Source organism: Marinobacter alexandrii (assembly GCA_039984955.1).
Taxonomy (GTDB): Bacteria; Bacteroidota; Bacteroidia; order Cytophagales; family Cyclobacteriaceae; genus Ekhidna.
The window spans coordinates 1-18,345 of record JBDWTN010000007.1 but is presented as its reverse complement, the minus strand read 5'-3'; the positions used below and the strand labels follow the sequence as shown (position 1 = coordinate 18,345).

20 protein-coding genes are annotated in these 18,345 nt (G+C 36.8%); 3 read left to right on the top strand and 17 right to left on the bottom strand.

From position 1 onward, the window contains the following. Positions 1-39: 39 nt before the first annotated feature. The 7 genes from ABJQ32_06345 to ABJQ32_06315 form a co-directional block, all read right to left on the bottom strand. On the bottom strand, positions 40-1,335 hold the full coding sequence (locus tag ABJQ32_06345; protein ID MEP5289252.1) for a hypothetical protein: 1,296 nt from the start codon (positions 1,333-1,335) through the stop codon (positions 40-42). Beyond that, positions 1,301-1,840 (bottom strand): hypothetical protein, encoded by a 540-nt coding sequence (locus ABJQ32_06340; GenBank protein ID MEP5289251.1) that lies wholly within the window; start codon positions 1,838-1,840, stop codon positions 1,301-1,303. Before ABJQ32_06340 ends, ABJQ32_06345 begins: the two co-directional genes overlap by 35 nt. After that, entirely contained in the window at positions 1,830-2,360 is a 531-nt protein-coding gene (locus tag ABJQ32_06335; protein MEP5289250.1) for a sigma-70 family RNA polymerase sigma factor, read from the bottom strand. Before ABJQ32_06335 ends, ABJQ32_06340 begins: the two co-directional genes overlap by 11 nt. Positions 2,361-2,477: 117 nt before the next feature. Next, entirely contained in the window at positions 2,478-3,266 is a 789-nt protein-coding gene (locus tag ABJQ32_06330) for a thioredoxin family protein (protein ID MEP5289249.1), read from the bottom strand. A gap of 82 nt (positions 3,267-3,348) precedes the next feature. Then, positions 3,349-4,962 (bottom strand): phosphoenolpyruvate carboxykinase (ATP), encoded by a 1,614-nt coding sequence (gene pckA, locus ABJQ32_06325; protein ID MEP5289248.1) that lies wholly within the window; start codon positions 4,960-4,962, stop codon positions 3,349-3,351. A 110-nt stretch (positions 4,963-5,072) separates the two neighbouring features. Further along, entirely contained in the window at positions 5,073-6,566 is a 1,494-nt protein-coding gene (locus ABJQ32_06320; protein MEP5289247.1) for a sodium:solute symporter family protein, read from the bottom strand. A 40-nt stretch (positions 6,567-6,606) separates the two neighbouring features. After that, a complete protein-coding gene (locus tag ABJQ32_06315) occupies positions 6,607-7,182 on the bottom strand; it encodes a hypothetical protein (protein MEP5289246.1) in 576 nt (191 codons plus the stop codon). 223 nt (positions 7,183-7,405) lie between these two features. Between ABJQ32_06315 and thrA the strand changes: the two genes are divergently transcribed. Genes thrA through thrC form a run of 3 tightly spaced genes read left to right on the top strand, consistent with a single transcriptional unit; the run spans position 7,406 to position 12,040 of the window. After that, the gene (gene thrA / locus ABJQ32_06310; GenBank protein ID MEP5289245.1) at positions 7,406-9,826 is read left to right on the top strand and encodes a bifunctional aspartate kinase/homoserine dehydrogenase I; all 2,421 of its coding nucleotides are present in this window, start codon (positions 7,406-7,408) and stop codon (positions 9,824-9,826) included. 5 nt (positions 9,827-9,831) lie between these two features. Beyond that, on the top strand, positions 9,832-10,752 hold the full coding sequence (locus ABJQ32_06305) for a homoserine kinase (protein MEP5289244.1): 921 nt from the start codon (positions 9,832-9,834) through the stop codon (positions 10,750-10,752). Position 10,753: 1 nt separating this feature from the next. Further along, a complete protein-coding gene (gene thrC / locus ABJQ32_06300) occupies positions 10,754-12,040 on the top strand; it encodes a threonine synthase (protein MEP5289243.1) in 1,287 nt (428 codons plus the stop codon). A 40-nt stretch (positions 12,041-12,080) separates the two neighbouring features. Here the strand turns inward: thrC and ABJQ32_06295 are convergent, their stop codons facing one another. From ABJQ32_06295 to ABJQ32_06250, 10 genes are all read right to left on the bottom strand, one after another. Beyond that, a complete protein-coding gene (locus ABJQ32_06295; protein MEP5289242.1) occupies positions 12,081-12,614 on the bottom strand; it encodes a RidA family protein in 534 nt (177 codons plus the stop codon). A gap of 195 nt (positions 12,615-12,809) precedes the next feature. After that, positions 12,810-13,340 (bottom strand): DUF4199 domain-containing protein, encoded by a 531-nt coding sequence (locus ABJQ32_06290; protein ID MEP5289241.1) that lies wholly within the window; start codon positions 13,338-13,340, stop codon positions 12,810-12,812. Positions 13,341-13,433: 93 nt separating this feature from the next. After that, on the bottom strand, positions 13,434-13,850 hold the full coding sequence (locus ABJQ32_06285; protein MEP5289240.1) for a helix-turn-helix transcriptional regulator: 417 nt from the start codon (positions 13,848-13,850) through the stop codon (positions 13,434-13,436). 105 nt (positions 13,851-13,955) lie between these two features. Further along, the gene (locus tag ABJQ32_06280) at positions 13,956-14,642 is read right to left on the bottom strand and encodes a hypothetical protein (protein MEP5289239.1); all 687 of its coding nucleotides are present in this window, start codon (positions 14,640-14,642) and stop codon (positions 13,956-13,958) included. Positions 14,643-14,841: 199 nt separating this feature from the next. Further along, entirely contained in the window at positions 14,842-15,174 is a 333-nt protein-coding gene (locus ABJQ32_06275; GenBank protein MEP5289238.1) for a hypothetical protein, read from the bottom strand. A 58-nt stretch (positions 15,175-15,232) separates the two neighbouring features. After that, on the bottom strand, positions 15,233-15,517 hold the full coding sequence (locus tag ABJQ32_06270) for a Spy/CpxP family protein refolding chaperone (protein MEP5289237.1): 285 nt from the start codon (positions 15,515-15,517) through the stop codon (positions 15,233-15,235). 12 nt (positions 15,518-15,529) lie between these two features. Then, positions 15,530-16,186 (bottom strand): SCO family protein, encoded by a 657-nt coding sequence (locus ABJQ32_06265; protein ID MEP5289236.1) that lies wholly within the window; start codon positions 16,184-16,186, stop codon positions 15,530-15,532. A 63-nt stretch (positions 16,187-16,249) separates the two neighbouring features. Continuing rightward, positions 16,250-16,528, bottom strand: a complete 279-nt coding sequence (locus ABJQ32_06260) for a hypothetical protein (GenBank protein ID MEP5289235.1) — start codon at positions 16,526-16,528, stop codon at positions 16,250-16,252. Between the two features lie 66 nt (positions 16,529-16,594). Further along, positions 16,595-17,218, bottom strand: a complete 624-nt coding sequence (locus ABJQ32_06255; protein MEP5289234.1) for a hypothetical protein — start codon at positions 17,216-17,218, stop codon at positions 16,595-16,597. 96 nt (positions 17,219-17,314) lie between these two features. Further along, a complete protein-coding gene (locus ABJQ32_06250) occupies positions 17,315-18,076 on the bottom strand; it encodes a YHYH protein (GenBank protein ID MEP5289233.1) in 762 nt (253 codons plus the stop codon). Positions 18,077-18,345 lie beyond the last annotated feature (269 nt).

The window sequence follows — 18,345 nt, the reverse complement described above, 5'->3', positions numbered from 1 at the left end:
AAGAAAGACTTTATCAAAAGTCTTTCTTGTTCTTTATATTCAATACAGCTTTACATCTACCTCGTATCCCTTAATAGAAATCTTCACCGGATTTCCTGACATATTTTTTGAATGAGCTTCAACCTCAAGTCGATCACTTTCCTTAATGTATCTCCTAACATCCATGGCTGACTCATCATAATCTAGCTCTCCATATTTGATGTTTGTCTTAAGTATGTAAGAGATATCTCCGATACCAATAGATGATTCTATGTACTTTCCATCTATAGTCACCTCCGTTACTGTAGATGCCAATCTGTCTATTTCAATATCATTTTCATACGCATTCAATTCTAATTTTCCTTCCAGAAGATCAATAGAATGATTTCCATACTTTGATTCAAGACTTTGGAAAGATCCCAAAACTCCGATTTCTACTTCATCTTCGTAAGACTGATCAAATACAAGAGAACCTATTTTGTCTATAAATATTTTGCTGTATTTGCTGTTTTCTAATCTCAAAGAACCTATTTCTTCTGCTTCAATCTCCATTTCGTACAAAACCAATTCTGATTGATCCAATTTTCTGCCAATGTTGATCTCACCGTATTTATAATTACCCGTAAGAGTCTCTATGGTAGAAACCTGAAAATCTGTTTCATAAGAAATCGCATCAATTTCGTTAACACGCTCAAGTTCAAGATCAGAATATTTAGCATTCAATGTGAGTTTATTAATATCTGATATATTTAATTCTTGCTCATACAGTTCTATGTCTCCTATCCCTATTTCTTTGATCGTGGCTGAGCCATATTTAAGATTCAATTTAGCCTGATCTATTTTTTCTGCTTCCAGCTCACCAGAATATTGTTTGAGTTCCATATTATCAAAGGAGCCCACAAGCCTCACATCTTCATATGAATTAGATATAACATACTTATTGGTTCCTGGCGCTTTGATACGATAGATGATTTTTAACTCGTCATCTCCGAATGAAATGTTGATTCCTACACTTTTGCTACCTATTTGAATTTTATTAGGAAGATCAAGATCTGAATCAATTTTAAATTCTCCTTCTGAAGAAGATATATTTTCGCGTACCCTAGTTTCAAAGTCATTTAGAAAGTCTTGCATCTTATCGGTGAGTTTACCATCGAATCGAACAGTTGCTTCTATTTCCACTTCAGACTTATTCCATGTTTCTATAGCCAATTCTGTGTTTTTAGCTTCGATTACGATTACATCTGAAGATGCAATTTCCCTTTTTACTGTTGTGGTTCTTGTCTCACCTTCATTACTAGCAATTAATGATAATGAGATACTATATGCTAATGCTATCAGTATTAATTTTTTCATCATTTTTCAGTTTATTAGTCCGTTTTATTTCAAATTCAAGCTTTTTCAAAAGCCTTAATTTTTTTTCATAATAGTCTATCAGAACACTCACCAATTGCTCTTCATTTGCTTTTCCAATATCTTGCCGATAAATCTCATTAACTTCATCTAGTGCTGTTAATTCATTAAAAATCCAGGAAAAATCTTCCTGTTTTTTTACTTGAATAATAGAAATGGAAGACTCTATTTGATCAATTTCTTTTTGATAATTTTTTTCTATTTCCGAATATTTCTCAGAGATATCTCCTAAAGAAGCTAAATCTTCTACCTTGTTTTGAAGTATGATATTCTGACTAAGAAGACCTATAGATGTGACGATAAAGATGACAGCCGCTACTTGCCACAAGAGATGCTTTCTAGGTGATTCTTTCTTCCATTCTTTTTGGATGTCACCCCAAACTTCAGGGGGAGTGTTTTCTACGTCTAACTTATCTTTTCTTCTTTTTATTAGCTCTTCAATATTCATAATAATGCTGAAGTTTAGTTTTTAATAATTGCTTAGCGTGACGGAACTGCGTTTTGGAGGTGGATTCAGATATACCAAGCTGTTCAGCTATTTCCTTATGTTTATATCCTTCTAATAGGTATAAACAGAGTACCGTTCGACATCCATCAGGTAATTCCTTGATCGCATCATGAAGGCTCTTATCATCTATCAACTGCTCATCAACTTCCTCTGACTCGATTTGATTTTGTTCATGAATGTCTTCAAAATCAAACTTCTTTTTTCTGAGGTGCTCAAGTCCGGCATTTACCACAATCCTTTTAAGCCATCCACCAAAAGCTAAAGGGTCATCTAGATCATGTATTTTCCTAAAAGCCTTAACAAAGGATTCCTGTAATATGTCCTTAGCAATTTCAGCATCGTTTGTCATCCTAGTTAGTGTACTATACATGGCATTTGAATAGCTGTTGTATAAATTGAAAGCCGCCAATTCATTCCCTTTTTTAAGTTGGTTAATCCATGCAATTTGTGTTTCAGTCACAGATAATAAGTGTTTTCAATAATAGGATGGTTGTATTTCAAAATGGTTGTACAAATTCTTATAAATTTAAAAAGCCCTCGATTAGGAGGGCTTTTTAGTAGCGTTAGATTTTTTAGTCTAGTTATCTAGCCTGGCTAGAAGTTCTTCTGATTTGATTTTTTCTGTGAACTTGTTCATCAACTCGTTTTGTCCTTCACATTTATAGCAATAGGCAAGGATAAAATTTTTCATCTCCGTTTCATCCATCTTTGCAACCTTCTTTATAGCTTTTTTTGTATTGCCTTTATAGGCTTGATTTAGGACTAAACTAAAATCAGCTTCAATCGCAACATTTTCATTTTTAGATTTTGTTGCTGTTTTTAAATATTGGTCACTCATGTTAAGAAAACTCATAGCAAGCTTTTGATTTTCAAGATTAGCACTGACTGACTGATACCAAAGCCCAATGTTTAGAGCAGCAGATTCTTTGTTTGTGTCATTGAGATAAGCTTTTAAATCATTTGATGGAAGTTTATCGAAGGGCAATCCTTCAAGGATTTTAAAATATGGAATGGCATTTTGATATCCCACCTGATTCCAAAGCACGTTTCCTGAAGCGTCGATAACAATTACTTTGGGAATTGAGTTGGCTTGATAGCCCATGGCTAATGCCTTGTTGTTATCAACATCAATTTTGAGGAATACGAATTTGTCTTTGTATTTCGCCATCTCCTCGGTGTTCCACATATCGCTATCCATTTTTTTGCAAGGACCACACCAGGTAGCCCAAAAATCCATAACAATAAATTTGTCGGTAGTCAACGCACTAGCTTGTGCTATTTTTAAATCTTTTACCCAATTTATTTGGGAAAGAGCAGGAGTTACTGCCCACAGTAATAGTAAGGTAAGTACTTTAATCTTCTTCATAATAGTTAGGTTTAAGACTAAAGTTAAAAAAAAAGCCTGACCTTTTTTCGAAGGTCAGGCTTGGAAATTAGGACTTTTCTAATTAATGATTGGTATTTTGCTTAGGAGCACCGTTCATGATATCATCATTAGCATATTCTTCAAATTTTTTGAAATTGTCTACAAAGCGAGAAGCCAGATCATTCGCTTTCTGATAGAAAGCTTCATCATCTTTCCAAGTTTCTCTAGGGCTTAAAATCTCACTTGGTACACCTGGGCATGTCATTGGTATTTCGGCACCAAAGATAGAGTGGGTGCGGTAACCAACATTATCAAGCTGTCCATTCAAAGCAGCTGTAATCATTGCTCGAGTGTATTTAAGGCTTATTCTATTGCCTACTCCGTATGGACCACCTGTCCAGCCAGTATTAATAAGCCAAACATTTACCTCATGCTTATCCATCTTTTCACCCAGCATTTCTGCATATTTTGTAGGGTGAAGCGGAAGAAACGGAGCTCCGAAACAGGCTGAAAATACAGGCTCTGGCTCTGTTACCCCAGCTTCTGTTCCAGCAACTTTTGAAGTATATCCGGAAATGAAGTGATACATAGCTTGGCCTTTAGATAAGCGTTGAATTGGAGGAATTACGCCAAAAGCATCACATGTTAGGAAGAAAATATTTTTTGGAATACCACCAATAGATGGTTCCATTGCATTCCTAATATGGTGGATGGGATAGGAGGCTCTGGTGTTCTCAGTTACACTTGCATTTTCATAGTCCACTTCTCGAGTACCCTCTTTGAATCTAGTATTTTCGAGTATTGCCCCATACTGAATAGCCTTATAGATGTCTGGCTCTTTCTCTTCCGTTAGATCTATCACTTTCGCATAGCATCCTCCTTCAAAGTTGAATACGTTTTTCTCCGTCCATCCATGCTCATCATCTCCAATCAATAATCTATTGGGGTCAGCAGAGAGAGTTGTTTTCCCTGTCCCTGAAAGACCAAAGAATATCGCTGTATCTTTTTCTTCGATACCCATATTCGCAGAACAATGCATACTTAAAACACTTTCGTCATGAGGAAGAATGTAGTTAAGTACGGAAAAAATACCTTTTTTCATTTCACCAGAATATGCTGTGCCTCCTATAAGGATCATCCGTTTGGTGAAATTGATTATCGCGAAGTTTGATTGTCTTGTTCCATCTTCTTCAGGATTGGCCTGAAATTCCGGTACACATAGAATGGTAAAGTTTGGATCAAAATCTTTTAGCTTATACGCATCAGGACGTAGAAACATATTGTAAGCAAAAAGATTATGCCAAGCCATTGTATTAATGACTCTCACCCTAAGACGATGTGTTTTATCCGCTCCAGCATAAGCTTCGCGCACGTAAACTTTTTTATCCTCGACGAACTTTGTCATTTTTTGGAAAAGCTTATCAAAGTTCTCCTCTGAGAATGGAATATTAATGTTACCCCACCAAACAGAATCTTTGGTTTTGGCGTCTTCTACGACAAACCTGTCTTTTGGGGATCTCCCTGTGAACTTTCCAGTATCACACATTAGAGCACCTGTAGAAGTAAGTACACCTTCACCAGATTTAAGTGTCTCCTCTATAAGTTCCGATTGACTTAAATTCCAGTGAGCTTCTTTTACTTTGATTCCTAAATTAGAAAGGTCGCTTTTTGTTGATTTTACGCCGTATTCTTGCATTTTTATATTGTGAGGTTTCAAATAAAATGAAAATGTGAGTAGCTCAATGATACCCAATAAATAGGTTTAACTATCAAGCTCCTCAAACGTTTGCGCGAAGTTACTTTAACTCACTCTTTCTCGAAAAAAGGATCGACTATTTCTTTTGGAGTAGGCTTAGTAAGCAGGCTGACTATGATCAGGGCCAGTAATGAAGTAATTAGAGCAGGTATGGCAATCATTTTAGAATCGTAGATAAATGAAAACCATCCAAGGTCTATCGGGTTTTCGGCCGTTGAACGTGTGAAAACTTCAATAATAACGACAGAAAGCATTCCTGAGAGGATAGAAGCAATACCTCCTTGTTTGGTAACTCTCTTCCAAAAGAATGTTGCTAAAAGGGAGGGTGCCAATGCAGCTCCAATCATAGTGTAAGAGATAAAGGCCATTGATAATATTTCTTCAAATTGAGTCATGATCAAGTACGCTACAAACCCAAGAATGACGATCGCACTTCTTTGAATAATCAGTTTCGTTTTTTCTGTGGGGTTTTTAATGAAGTACTTTTCCATAATATCTCGTGAGAAGTTCGTAGATGTAACCATCAAAAAGGTGTTGCCTGTAGAGAGAATGATTGCTGCACCACCGGCAAATAGTAATGATCCAACAAAAGTTGGTAGCTGTTCAAAACCGATTAGTAAAATAATCTCTTCTGACTTTTCTGCAATTATAGAGCCATCTGCCGCAAAGAAACGAGGATCGTGTGCGTAGATAGCAAAACCGACAACAGCTAATAGGCACATTAGAAATTCAATACCTACAACACCTATAAACATTCCCATCACCGCTTTCTTAGCTGACTTGGCATCCTTTGCGGATGAAAATTTTTGGTAAACACTACTTTCACTTAGCAAAAGAATCAATGTTGGCAGCATGATGCCTATATACCACATTGGTTCGTGTCCTTCGGTGATGGATAAATGGTCTGGACTTACTTCGTTAATGGTGTTTACCACATTATCCCATCCACCAAAACCATTGATGGCAAATGGTACAGCAAGAATAATGGCTGCTATCATGATGATACCATTAAAAATATCTATTGAAACGATAGATACCATTCCTGCTAGTGCTGTAAATGCAATAATGATTAGAAAAGTGATCAATGTTCCTTGACCTTCAGTAATCCCACCTTCAGTTAATATAGATAGAAATTTCCCTCCGCCTTTGAATTGATATCCAGCGATAATCAAGTAGGCCACTATGATGGTAATAGTACCCAGAAGTCTTGCGATAGGTGAGTATCGCTTTTCCAAGATGTCAGTGAGGGTATATTGCGAAATTCTCCTGACACGTGCTGCTATAAAATAGACCGCTAAAATACCTATCCAAGCACCAAGTGAGAACCATAATTCCGAGAAGCCAACTTGAAATGTAAGACCAGCAGTTCCAAACAAGCTACCAGATCCTATCCATGTGGTAACGAGTGTTCCCACGAGTAGATATACAGGAACATTCCTACCTGCTACAACAAAGTCTTCTTCACTTTTTACAGAGCGGCTTTTGTAAATAATAATACATGCTAGTAAGAGGATGTAGCCAATGGTTACAATGAGGTAGGTCATGCTGTTTTCTTAAAATTGGGACGCCAAGATAATGATTAATTCAGATCATTTCTTCAGAGATAGACTGGGTATATCTATCTAAAAATTCCTGATAGGTTTTTATTAAATTTTCGGCTGTAACATTAAGGTTTGATATGTAGTAGTGAGTTAGTTTTATCACCTTTTCCATATCTGGATCTGTCAGTAACATATCCCCCAACTTTTCAAACATTTGATTGGAGATGGTCATATAATAATCTTGGCTTTCGTATAAAAAAGCTGCTTCACTTAGAAATTCTTCGTCTATGTAGGAAAACGATCTTGATGCTTTAGTGAAATCCCAAGCACTTCGAGTCAATAATTCACTTGCGATACTAATGTTAAGTTGATCACTTATAAGCTTATCAGTCTTTCTGAGAGAGTCTAACTGGATAAAAAATGCCTTGTTAGTGATTAATACTGAGTCGAGTTCTAAAAGATTTCTTTTTGTTTCTTTAATGATTTTTTCTTGAAGAAACTCACCTTCACTTTCAAGATCCATGTTTTGCTTGAATGAGTTAAGACCTAAGGCTAGAAGCACTGCGAATACTACGGACAAGAATTCAAAGGCAATTTGTGTGAGTGCTTTTTTCTTCATATGTCTAAAATAAAAAAATGTACTTATTTCAAATTATTTATAGGCATTTGTTTTGATTATTGAATCTCACGACTACATTTAAGTTATAATGAGAAATACAAGCACAACGATTATCACAGACACCATCGGGATTACCCGAGCGGGTGAATGGTAGTTGCGGCTTATTAAATAAACAACCGAAGCGCCATTCTTAAAAAGGATGGCGCTTTTTTATTGTACAGTTATGAAAGTATTAAAATTTGGAGGTACATCTCTTGGTTCTAGCGAGTCAATAAGAAAGGCGAAAAACATTATTGCATCAAGCGATTCTCCAATGATAGTTGTCGTTTCTGCAACAGGAAGTACTACAGATGATCTCCAACGTGTTGGGCATTTGGCTTGTAGTGGAGATCTGTCTTATTTAAGCCTATTGCTTACCATGGAAGAAAGGCATCAGAAAATGTACCATGACTTGGTGCAAAAAGATGAAAGCAATGAAGTAACAGCTGTTTTTGATCAGCTTAGGCAAGTTTGCAAAGGAGTTTACCTTCTCAAGGAGCTCACTGATAGAAGTAAGGATTTTATTCTTGGTGCGGGGGAACTACTTTCAGCTAGTGTAATAAATTCTTATCTGAAGGAGGAAGGAGTAGCTTCTGCTTTTTTTGATTCACGAGAAGTAATAAAGACAGACGATTCTTTTGGAAACGCAACGGTAAACCTTGATAGAACAAAAGAAATACTTGATGAATTGAAAAACCAATTTGTGGATGTAAATGTATTTCCTGGATTCGTTGCATCTACAGATACAGGTCTTATGACGACTCTTGGGAGGGGTGGGTCAGATTATACAGCTTCTATTTTGGCAGGTATTCTTAAAGCTGATGTGCTGGAGATATGGACAGATGTAGACGGTATCATGACAGCAGATCCAAGACTGGTAAAGAGATCGCATACGTTGAATCACGTTTCTTATAAGGAAGCGTTGGAATTGTCTCACTTTGGAGCAAAAGTGATCTATTTTCAAAGCATACTTCCTGTGTTCAAGGAAGGCATACCAGTTAGAGTTAAAAACACATTTTCTCCTGAATCTGAAGGAACACTCATATCCAATGAAAAAGGTGATCCCGATTTGATAAAAGGCATAGCCAGTACGGATGATATTTCGGTTTTATCTGTAAGTGGTAACTACTTAAAGGAAAGTGCAAACTTTTTTGCCAGACTTTTTAGAGTACTCGCAGACAACAACATACAAGTGGTTTTCACCACCTATGCAAATGCAGAATACACAGTAACCTTGGGACTTAAATCTTCAGAGGCAAAAAAAGCATTGAAGGTTGTACAAGCTGAGTTTCGAAATGTTGATGAATCACTTCAATCTTCCGTGATGGAAGAAGGGTATTCATTACTGGCATTGGTAGGAGAAAACATGAAGAATCAGGTAGGGGTGAGTGGAAATATGTTTAATGTATTGGGAAAAAATGGCGTAAGCATAAAGGCAATCGCACAGGGTTCTTCTGAGCGAAATATCTCAGCTATTCTTCCTAAATCTGATCTTAGTAAAGCATTAAATGTTTTACATGAGAGTTTTTTCCTTTCAGAAATGAAAAGAATCAATCTGTTTATTATTGGAACAGGGAATGTTGGTAAGGCATTCTTGAATCAGATCACTAAGCAGTTTTCTTACCTGAAAGAACATCATCATCTCAATATCAAAGTGATTGGCATAGCGAATTCACGGAAAATGATCTTTCAAAAAGATGGTATTCCATTTTCCAAGTGGGAGGGTCTTTTACCTGAAGGTGAAAAATTTTCTAAAGAGGGATTTATTAAGTCCATGACCGATCTAAATTATCGAAACAGTATTTTTATTGATATTACTGCTTCATCAGCCATTTCTGAATTGTATCAAGAAATACTAAGGAAGAGTATCTCGGTAGTGACTCCCAATAAGATTGCGGCTACAAGATCATACAAAGATTATCTGGAGCTCAAGTCTTCAGCAAAGAAATACAGAAGTCAGTTTTTGATAGAGACAAACGTATGTGCTGGACTCCCTGTGCTCTCTACTTTGAACGACCTTGTACGAAGTGGTGATCAGGTAATAAAGCTAGAAGCAGTCTTGTCTGGCACATTGAATTTCTTGTTTAATGAATACGATGGCAGCAGGTCTTTTGCTGAGGTGATTAGGTATGCAAAAGAATTAGGCTATACAGAACCAGATCCTAGGTTAGATATATCGGGCGAAGATGTAATGCGAAAACTGCTTATTCTGATTAGAGAAAGTGGGTATTCGATGGAAATGAAGGAATTAGGTTCAACTTCATTTCTTCCTGAGTCTTGTTTAAAAAGCGCGAGCTTAGAAGAGTTTTATGAGTTGGTAGAGAAAGAGGAAGAATACTTTAGATCGCTTTATAAAGCCTCAGTTGACAATGGGACAAAGTTGAAATTCATAGCTTCATATGAAAACAATAAAGGAAGTGTAAGTTTACGAGAAGTGTCATCCTCACATCCTTTCTATCACCTGGAAGGAAAAGACAATGTTGTACTTTTTTATACCAATCGCTACAATGAGCAGCCGTTGGTGATTAAAGGGGCAGGAGCAGGGGCTGAGGTGACGGCCTCCGGCATTTTTGCAGATGTATTACGAATTGTTCAGTCAGACTAATTGATATGGAAAAGATAAAAGTCTTTGCTCCGGCATCAGTAGCTAATTTAGGATGCGGATACGATACCATTGGATTTGCTGTCGAGTCCATTGGAGAAGAGTTGACGCTTACAAAAAGAAATGATTCTAAATTGGTGATTGACGAAATCTTAGGCGCGGATTTGAGTAAAGACCCAGATCAGAATGTAGCAACAATTGCGATAAAAGCATTACTCTCCCAATTAGCTTCTGATCAAGGATTTGATATTTCAATTCAAAAATTTTTTAAACCAGGGAGTGGTTTAGGGTCGAGTGCAAGCAGTGCTTCAGGCGCTGTGTTTGCCGCTAATGAATTACTTGGAAATCCTTTTTCGAGAAACGAACTCCTGCCGTTTGCTTTGGAAGGAGAGGCATTTGCCTCAAAATGCTATCATGCGGATAATGTTGCCCCCTCTCTATTGGGTGGATTTCAGGTGGTCAGGAGCTATGAACCATTGGATCTTTTTCAGATAAGCACTGACATTGAGTTAAAAGTGCTTATCATTTTTCCTCACGTGCAGATAAAAACAGCAGAGTCAAAGAAGATGCTACCATCAGAAGTTTCGGTTTCGTTAGCCAGGAATCAATGGGGCAATGTTGCAGCCTTGATCCATGCTTTACATGATAAAGATTATTCATTGTTGAAGAGATCGATAGAAGACTTTATTGCAGAGCCAGTTAGAAGCCAGTTCATTCCATTTTATGATGATGTAAAGCAAATTGTTGATGAAGCTGGCTCGGTCGGTTTTAATATCTCAGGGTCAGGCCCTAGTATGTTTGCTTTGTTTAGGGATGATGGTGGAGTTGAAACGGCTATAGATAAGATTGAAAATTTATATCTCAATAGTGATTTCGATTTCAGCTTGTATCGTACGAGTATTGACCTTCAAGGATGTAGAATAATATAAAATGGAATTTTATAGTACCAAGGATAGAACAAATACTGCTTCCTTCAGAGAAGCTGTTTTGAATAGTTTACCAGGAGATACTGGCTTGTATTTTCCTACAGAAATTCCGAAGCTTCAAAAAGAATTCTTGAACACTCTTGGGGATAAAAGATTGCCGGATATTGCATTAGAAGTGTTGAAGCATTTCTGTAAAAAGGATGTTCCAGAAGATAAGCTTATATCCATTTTACAAGATACGTTTACCTTCGATATTCCTTTGACTCAGGTAGGAGAGAATACGCATTGTCTTGAGTTATTTCATGGACCTACGATGGCTTTCAAAGATGTTGGTGCTCGGTTTCTTGCCAGGGTAATGGGCTTTTTTAAGGAGTCAGAGAATAGTGAAACAACCATTCTCGTTGCAACCTCAGGAGATACAGGAGGAGCAGTAGCTTCCGGATTCTACAATCAGCCCGGAATCAATGTCGTGATTCTATATCCACAAAGTAAAGTGACAGCACTGCAAGAGCATCAGATGACTACTTTGGGAGGAAACATTCAAGCAATAAAGGTAAATGGAGATTTTGATGACTGTCAGGCATTGGTGAAGCAAGCGTTTCTAGATAAGCATTTAAGTAGTCAAATGAATTTATCTTCTGCTAACTCCATTAATATAGCTCGGTGGCTTCCACAGTCGGTTTACTATTATGTTCCGTATATAAATATGGGGTTAGAGGAGCAGTTAGTCTTCAGTGTACCTAGTGGAAATTATGGAAACATTACGTCAGGAATTTTAGCCAAGAAAATGGGGCTCCCTATTCACCGGTTTATTGCCGCTTCCAATGCTAATGATGTTGTTCCTAGGTACCTTATAGAGGGAGAGTATCGACCCAAAGAAACAGTTCCAACCATTTCTAATGCAATGGATGTAAGTATGCCTAGCAATTTTACCAGACTACAAACATTGTATGATAATGATATTGCCGCTATTCGAAGGGATATTACAGGTTTTAGTATGGACGATGAGGAAACAAAGCTTGCAATAAAGAAATGCTTTGAGAGAAATGAATACATCATGGATCCTCATAGTGCTATAGGCTATCAGGCACTTCAAGACTCACTGAAGGAAGGAGAAAAGGGGGTTTTCTTGGGGACAGCTCATTATTGTAAGTTTCTCCCAACGATGAATGATACATTGGGAACTGAGCTGTCCATTCCAGATGTTGCACAACCACTCCTTGAGAAGGAGAAGATATTCATTGAGATGGAAACTAATTATGAGCAGTTTAAAGAGTTTCTGGTGAGTTGAATATTTTTTTAAATTAATGCTTTTAGACGCTCGAATAGTGTCAATCACCGTCTGTGATTTCTGCAATCAAATCGACTTCTAACTTTGCGCTGGGTTCATACAATCTACTCACCTGCACCCAACTAGCAGCAGGATAGTCGCCTTGATAAAACTCTTTTCTTGCATCATTGTATTTTTTCATTGTTTCTATGTCCGTAGTATAGAGGGTTTCTTTCACTACATCTTTAGGAGTGGCTCCAAACGACTTCAAACATTCTTCTAATGTTTGATAAAGCCTCGTGATACCATCTAGACTTAAGTCACTTGTCGGAACTCCTGATACATATATGGTATTGCCAACCTTCACAACCTGTGCATATCCTGCGCTTTCGCTTTGTTTAGCAGGGTTGTCCCAATGCCATTTTTCTTTGACAATTGATGTCTTTTCGTATTCGACTTTCTCTTCCTGTTCTAGGCTGCTATCCGTTTTGCAACTATTGATGATAAATACAATTGAAAAAATACAAACTAGCCGTATGTTCTTAATCAAATTGATTTTTATGATGTCAATATTTTTTTGTTTCAAGTTTACCATGATACTCAAAGTTTAAAGTGACAAGCGAGATATTAATGACTTGATAAAAAAGAAGGGCTTTCATAGCACCTTGCTCCCATAATGTACAAGCCAAGACCAGTTTATAAAATTAAATATACTTGTTGGACTTTCCAGAAATCCGATAAACTTCCAGATCGTGGATAACCTTATGTTTATTTATCTTTTGTTAGCGGTTCATTTCTTATTCGATTTTAAAAAGAAACTTAAAAGTAGTGTGAAAGCTAAGCCAGTAATAAGATTACCTACGAAGGAGTAAAAACTTTGCACAGAAGTGCTGTAATATTTTTTCTTCTCTAGTAGTTTTATTTCCAGTTTTTCTGCTGAAACATTTGCTTCTTGCATTTTCATTTTCGTGGCGTTAAGCGTCTCAGAAACATAGTCGGGATAAAGCAATTCATAAAACACATAGGTAAATACGATACTAAACGCAGCTGTTGATAAGCTTAAAACAAGCCCTTGTAAAAGTGCTTCTTTGTATGATATGATTTGACTATTCAGTTCTTTCCTCTTTCTGATAGCGAAATAAATACCAAACAGTAAAAAGAGATAAAGCATTAAAAACAGAATTGTACCTCCAACCATTTCATTATCTAATGAAATAGCCTTAGGGCCAAGCAGTTTTAGCCAAATGAGTGTGAGCATTAATGCACTTCCTGAAAATGCAACTACGAATCCGTAAATGATAGGTGCTTTGAATTTTATCATCTTCTTTAATCTTTTTGTTTCGACAAAATTCATTGCAGTATCATAGTATTCCAATTGAAAAGGGGTGGAAAAAAAGGTGGAATTAGTGATTTACTACTTTTCTAAAACCTTATTACTCAAAAAACCAAGTTCTCTCCTATTCTTAATTCCTGTTTTTTTATAAATGTTGTTGATATGTGTTTTGACAGTAGAAATGTCAACGAACAACTCGTCTGCAATTTGTTGGTTCCTTTTACCCAAGGAAACTAGCTCAATGACTTGTTTCTCTCGCTCTGAAATTTGATTATGGTATGCTATTTCAAAGTCTTCATTTTTCTTATTTGTTCCAAGTGTCATTCCAAGCCAGCAGACTAAAGTTATAAATGGAACTAAAAATAGTGAGTTTATATTATTGATTTCTACGATTCCAAAGCTCGAAGAATAGTGGAAAATATTAAAAATCAACACACCTAATACGACAAGTATTGTCAATATGGCTAAGACTCTATTTTTCTTAATTATGTCTGTCATTTCGTATGCTTTTTTTCAATGATCATCAACGACTTGATAAAAAACGTAGAGATTGAATAGCTCCTTGTTTTCCTTGACCTACGAATTTATTTTTTGTTAAGTGACTTATTTCACCAGTTGTTCCAATTCTTCTCTGTTTTCCAGTTCGGGGTACAACTTTGTTACTATCCCGTAACTATAAAATTCAGCTTTCATTCTGAGGCTGTCAGAAATCAAATCACTATCGTTGCTATAAAACTCCTCAACAGTTCCATCATTTTTAATCATGCTGAAAGTTGCAGCTGGTACAATATAAGGGTCTGGAACATATTCTTTTAATTTCAAATTTTCAAACACAACATCTGAAAGAAATGATGTTATATCGTGTAGTTGAATTTTTTCTGAGTAAGAAGTACAATCAAAGCAAACTAATAATTTAGTTCCTGGGGTTAGTTTATATTGGATAGTAATTTCTTGATTCACCAATTCTTCAAAACCAAACATATCCAAGAAAACTAACGTGTCATTTGTGACCGTTTTAACCGTCATAGCTGTTGTTAAATAGTCACTTGGCATAATCAGCTCTTCGCCTACAGATAATATTATGGCTTTAGTTAGTGTGGATTCATTCATTAATGCTTCATCCGAGATGGTGTCTTCTGGAATTTCTAATTGCTGAGAAACGACTTCTTCAGTCACTGCTGGTGTCTCTTTGTCAACACCGCTATTATCTGTTGTTCCACTTTGATGATTACAAGAGAAGCAAAATATCCCAATCACTGTTAAGATAAGATAGGTGAATTTATTTTTCATATATTTCTGGTAAAAGGCTGTGTGCTGACACTGGATTTAATACTTGTAAAATAGTGAAGTCTGCTAGTGCCTCCAAAGTTTGTAGAAGGCAGTTCATGATGAAGTGAAAAACTCTATCGAACTGAAAACAATAGAATGAACCTCAGTTTCTTGGCGGAAGACTCACGGTTAAGAACCAATGCAGATCTTGAGGAGTAGTTTAGGCGAACTTTCGTTTTAAGAAATAACCGATTTCTAATTCAAGTTCTCTATATCTTGCTTCTGAATTTGAGCCTTCTCTGATCATAAAGGGTAAAAAGAAAAGAATAAATCCTGTTATGTAACCAAGTGTTCGTGAAACCTTTTCAAAAGTTGAATGCGAATCAACTGATATTTCATTTTCATTCACTGATATTTCAGCACCCACTAAAGTTGACTTAGTAATTAAAATGTTTTTATTGCCTAAACCAAATGTCTTAATGGAGTATTGATTTGAAAATCTTTGTTTCAAGATTTCTGTTAATTCTTTTATAGGAGGTGCTTTTTTAGACAATTGGATTCTCATTTGGATATAGAGTTAGAAACTCTACTTCTTTACGACAAAACTAAGATTAAGGTTGATTATTGTCTAGCTCTCGATTTACTGTTAATTCCTTTCTCATTGCTTCCTTCGTCGCTCGTGTTTTGGACTGACTCTTCATATCTGATTCATATTTTTCATGTATCTCAGTCCATTGTTGAGCTTGTTCATCTGTTAAACTGAGCTCTCTGGTAGCACGTTTTATCATTTCCTCAGCAGAGGGTCTTTCTGGTCTATGACCTCCCTCTTTAGGCCCTTGTGACCAAGCAAGCATAACTAAAATCATCAATGAGAGTGTTAAAGTAATTTTTTTCATCTGTTGTACATTTTAAAGTGAATTTGAATTTTTTAAAGTTTTGATGTCGGCAATCAATTGATTGATTGCCGCTTTGTTAAGTCCATTATAAATGCCACGAATACGTCTTTCATGATCAATCAGAATGAAATTTTCAGTATGTATAAAATCTTCAGGTTCTTTTTCTAAACCCAGATCTTCTTCCACAAAGTATTGATTTCTACCTAAGTCATAGATTTCATTGCGATCCCCCGTGAGTAAATGCCATTTTCCGTCTACTACACCCTTCATGTCCGCATAGTCCCTGAGTATAGCCACACTGTCATACCCAGGTGTCACCGAATGTGAGAGAATAATGATAGCCTCATCTTCCAAAAAAGCTTTCTGGACCATTAGCATGTTAGAGGTCATTTTTGGACAGATACCTGGACAGGTAGTGAAGAAAAAATCAGTTACAAATATTTTTCCATCTACGTCTTTTTGTGTCAATGTATCTCCTAGTTGATTGATCAAAGAAAACGATGGGATTTGATGAAAATCCTCCGGAACTTCCTTTGATGAAGCAAACCACTTTGGCGTAAATGTGGCCTCATTGTAATAGGGCAATTGACCCACTCGACTGGTTTCCCTGCCAGGTGAGCTACAATCTATTGCGGTAAGAGCAAGAAGGATGAATATGTATTTAGTCATATGGCTATCAGAATATTGGAAGTAATAGTTAAAAGATATTTTCGTACTTCCATAGTTTCTATTTCAACTATAGACGTGATTGCGTTTCCTAATCCCTCGGAGGACGGGGTGCTCTCTTTCTTCGCCAATTAGAATGATTGTGATATCCTTGATAATCAGTCCAAAACGAGATTTTTGCTGTTCATTTAAAATCGATTTTAATTCTTCGAAGTGTTTATAGGTATACTCAAGTTTCGCGGATTCTATTTTCAATATCTCATTTCTGATCTGTTCAACAGAGGCGGTGGAATGGATATTAAGCGTTTCGATATAGTCTTTCATCAATCCATAAGGCTTCATCATCCATTTCCTAGCAGAGAAATAAAATTAGCAGTGATAATTCAATTCATCCTGCATCATCTTTTCTCTTTATTCTTTTTTAGTTCGTACGGTTTCATCCTCTAACCCATAGCAAAGAGCCGCTTTTTTTAACCCAAAAATTCTTCCTTCCCGAGCTTCATAGTTGGCATATAGGGCACCATTTTTCCTAAACGCTTTTTGCAGGCCTTCCTCTTTTCCCATATTGAGGTTTAAAACGTTAAAAAGCTCTCCAGTTGGATACCATTTCTTTTGTTCCCCATGTGCTTTGCCTTTGCGAAAATTGTAGTGAGCAATTAACACATGTGTTGAATCATTAGCCCATATTTTTTTCTCCCCGTGTTGTTTTCCTTGATGGTAATTAGAAACATTTTTAAAATGCCCATCGGGATACCATTTAATAGCCTCGTTCTGCTTTTTTCCATCTAAAATTCCAATTCTTTCCATCAAAGTACTGTCTGGATAATAGCTGACAGCAAATCCTGAATAGGGTTGCCCATTTAATAGCCATAACGATATTTGATGATCATAATGCAAGGTGGACTTTACGGTGGTAATATTTGGCACTTCCAGAAAGATTTCAGCACTATCGCTTTCTGGAGATTGTGCTTTTTCTGCGGAACAGCCAATCAGTAGAAAGCTAGCCAGCAAAGACATCCAAAAAATAATTTTCATTTTAATGTTTAGAACTTCCATAATTCAACCAACAAAGAAGCCATCTGTCATAAAGATGAATGACGGCTTCTTCTCAATCAATAATTTAAGCTGTGGCTACATGATACTGCTAGGAGTACCCTGGAGATCAAAAGCAAAAAGTGCGATGATATTTCCTAAATAAAACTCGTTGATGATGTGGTAATGATAAAATGCTTCATCGCCATGTTGTGTGGATGAAGTGTGACCACCTGAAACGTCCAGGTCTGCTGGGTGATCTCCCAGAGAATTACACTTTCTTCCATAAATAAGGAATCCATCTGCCATGATACCGACCAGTTCTTCATCATCATGAGAGAGTACGGTATTTTCAGGAACATCATACGACTCAATATGGTAGTGATAACCACTAGGACCATTGTGAGCTCCCGCATAATCAAACGTTTGGACAATTTCTTCTTCTATGGGACGATTAGGACCTTCCGTGTCATTGAAAATAGGAACACCAGTCACAGAAATACCAATAGGGCCTAATCCGGTAGCTGAACTGGAAGCGGCTATTTCTGGCGCAGCAGAAACAGTAACAGTTAAACTTCGATCGCCACCAATGCGACCGGGTGTTTGACGTGTAGCAACTACAGGTTCAATATATAATGGATCCGTCTCTTCCCAGTAAGGAGATGTATGATTGGGCAAACCATTTGTTTCAATGGTAATTTCATCGCCATCAAAAGAGACAGTTACGGCATCTGGATTAAACTCGTCAAAAGCAGATACAGGTGTAGCAACTCCAGTTGATGTTGTATCATCTTCTCCACAAGAGGTGAGCACAATAGTGGTACTCATTAAGGCGATGAATAGAAATGTTAAGTGTCTCATTTACTACAAGGTTTATTTTAAACATACGTTTAGTTGTTTGGACGTACTATTTTTCAATATCCCTCGCTTCTATTCTATTTTTTGCCTTTCTTTTTGAGCAAGTAATTAGGCCCACCAGATAATAGCTATTAACCTTTAGCTTCCCTTCCTATAACTATTTAAAGAAGCTGAATTTAATAACTTAAAGATAAGGACGTCAAGTGAGAACCACGCGCTAACCAGGTAACGATGTTACGTTGACCTATTGGGCGATTTGGTACTTGACGCCC

What these genes read in the sequence shown, in the direction of transcription:
- thrC (MEP5289243.1), top strand. Translation starts at nt 10,754, where the DNA reads ATGGAATTTTATAGTACCAAGGATAGAACAAATACTGCTTCCTTCAGA.
- ABJQ32_06290 (MEP5289241.1), bottom strand. Translation starts at nt 13,340, where the DNA reads ATGATAAAATTCAAAGCACCTATCATTTACGGATTCGTAGTTGCATTT.
- ABJQ32_06340 (MEP5289251.1), bottom strand. Translation starts at nt 1,840, where the DNA reads ATGAATATTGAAGAGCTAATAAAAAGAAGAAAAGATAAGTTAGACGTA.
- ABJQ32_06315 (MEP5289246.1), bottom strand. Translation starts at nt 7,182, where the DNA reads ATGAAGAAAAAAGCACTCACACAAATTGCCTTTGAATTCTTGTCCGTA.
- thrA (MEP5289245.1), top strand. Translation starts at nt 7,406, where the DNA reads ATGAAAGTATTAAAATTTGGAGGTACATCTCTTGGTTCTAGCGAGTCA.
- ABJQ32_06285 (MEP5289240.1), bottom strand. Translation starts at nt 13,850, where the DNA reads ATGACAGACATAATTAAGAAAAATAGAGTCTTAGCCATATTGACAATA.
- ABJQ32_06305 (MEP5289244.1), top strand. Translation starts at nt 9,832, where the DNA reads ATGGAAAAGATAAAAGTCTTTGCTCCGGCATCAGTAGCTAATTTAGGA.
- ABJQ32_06255 (MEP5289234.1), bottom strand. Translation starts at nt 17,218, where the DNA reads ATGAAAATTATTTTTTGGATGTCTTTGCTGGCTAGCTTTCTACTGATT.
- ABJQ32_06280 (MEP5289239.1), bottom strand. Translation starts at nt 14,642, where the DNA reads ATGAAAAATAAATTCACCTATCTTATCTTAACAGTGATTGGGATATTT.
- ABJQ32_06260 (MEP5289235.1), bottom strand. Translation starts at nt 16,528, where the DNA reads ATGATGAAGCCTTATGGATTGATGAAAGACTATATCGAAACGCTTAAT.
- pckA (MEP5289248.1), bottom strand. Translation starts at nt 4,962, where the DNA reads ATGCAAGAATACGGCGTAAAATCAACAAAAAGCGACCTTTCTAATTTA.
- ABJQ32_06320 (MEP5289247.1), bottom strand. Translation starts at nt 6,566, where the DNA reads ATGACCTACCTCATTGTAACCATTGGCTACATCCTCTTACTAGCATGT.
- ABJQ32_06330 (MEP5289249.1), bottom strand. Translation starts at nt 3,266, where the DNA reads ATGAAGAAGATTAAAGTACTTACCTTACTATTACTGTGGGCAGTAACT.
- ABJQ32_06345 (MEP5289252.1), bottom strand. Translation starts at nt 1,335, where the DNA reads ATGAAAAAATTAATACTGATAGCATTAGCATATAGTATCTCATTATCA.
- ABJQ32_06295 (MEP5289242.1), bottom strand. Translation starts at nt 12,614, where the DNA reads ATGGTAAACTTGAAACAAAAAAATATTGACATCATAAAAATCAATTTG.
- ABJQ32_06270 (MEP5289237.1), bottom strand. Translation starts at nt 15,517, where the DNA reads ATGAAAAAAATTACTTTAACACTCTCATTGATGATTTTAGTTATGCTT.
- ABJQ32_06250 (MEP5289233.1), bottom strand. Translation starts at nt 18,076, where the DNA reads ATGAGACACTTAACATTTCTATTCATCGCCTTAATGAGTACCACTATT.
- ABJQ32_06265 (MEP5289236.1), bottom strand. Translation starts at nt 16,186, where the DNA reads ATGACTAAATACATATTCATCCTTCTTGCTCTTACCGCAATAGATTGT.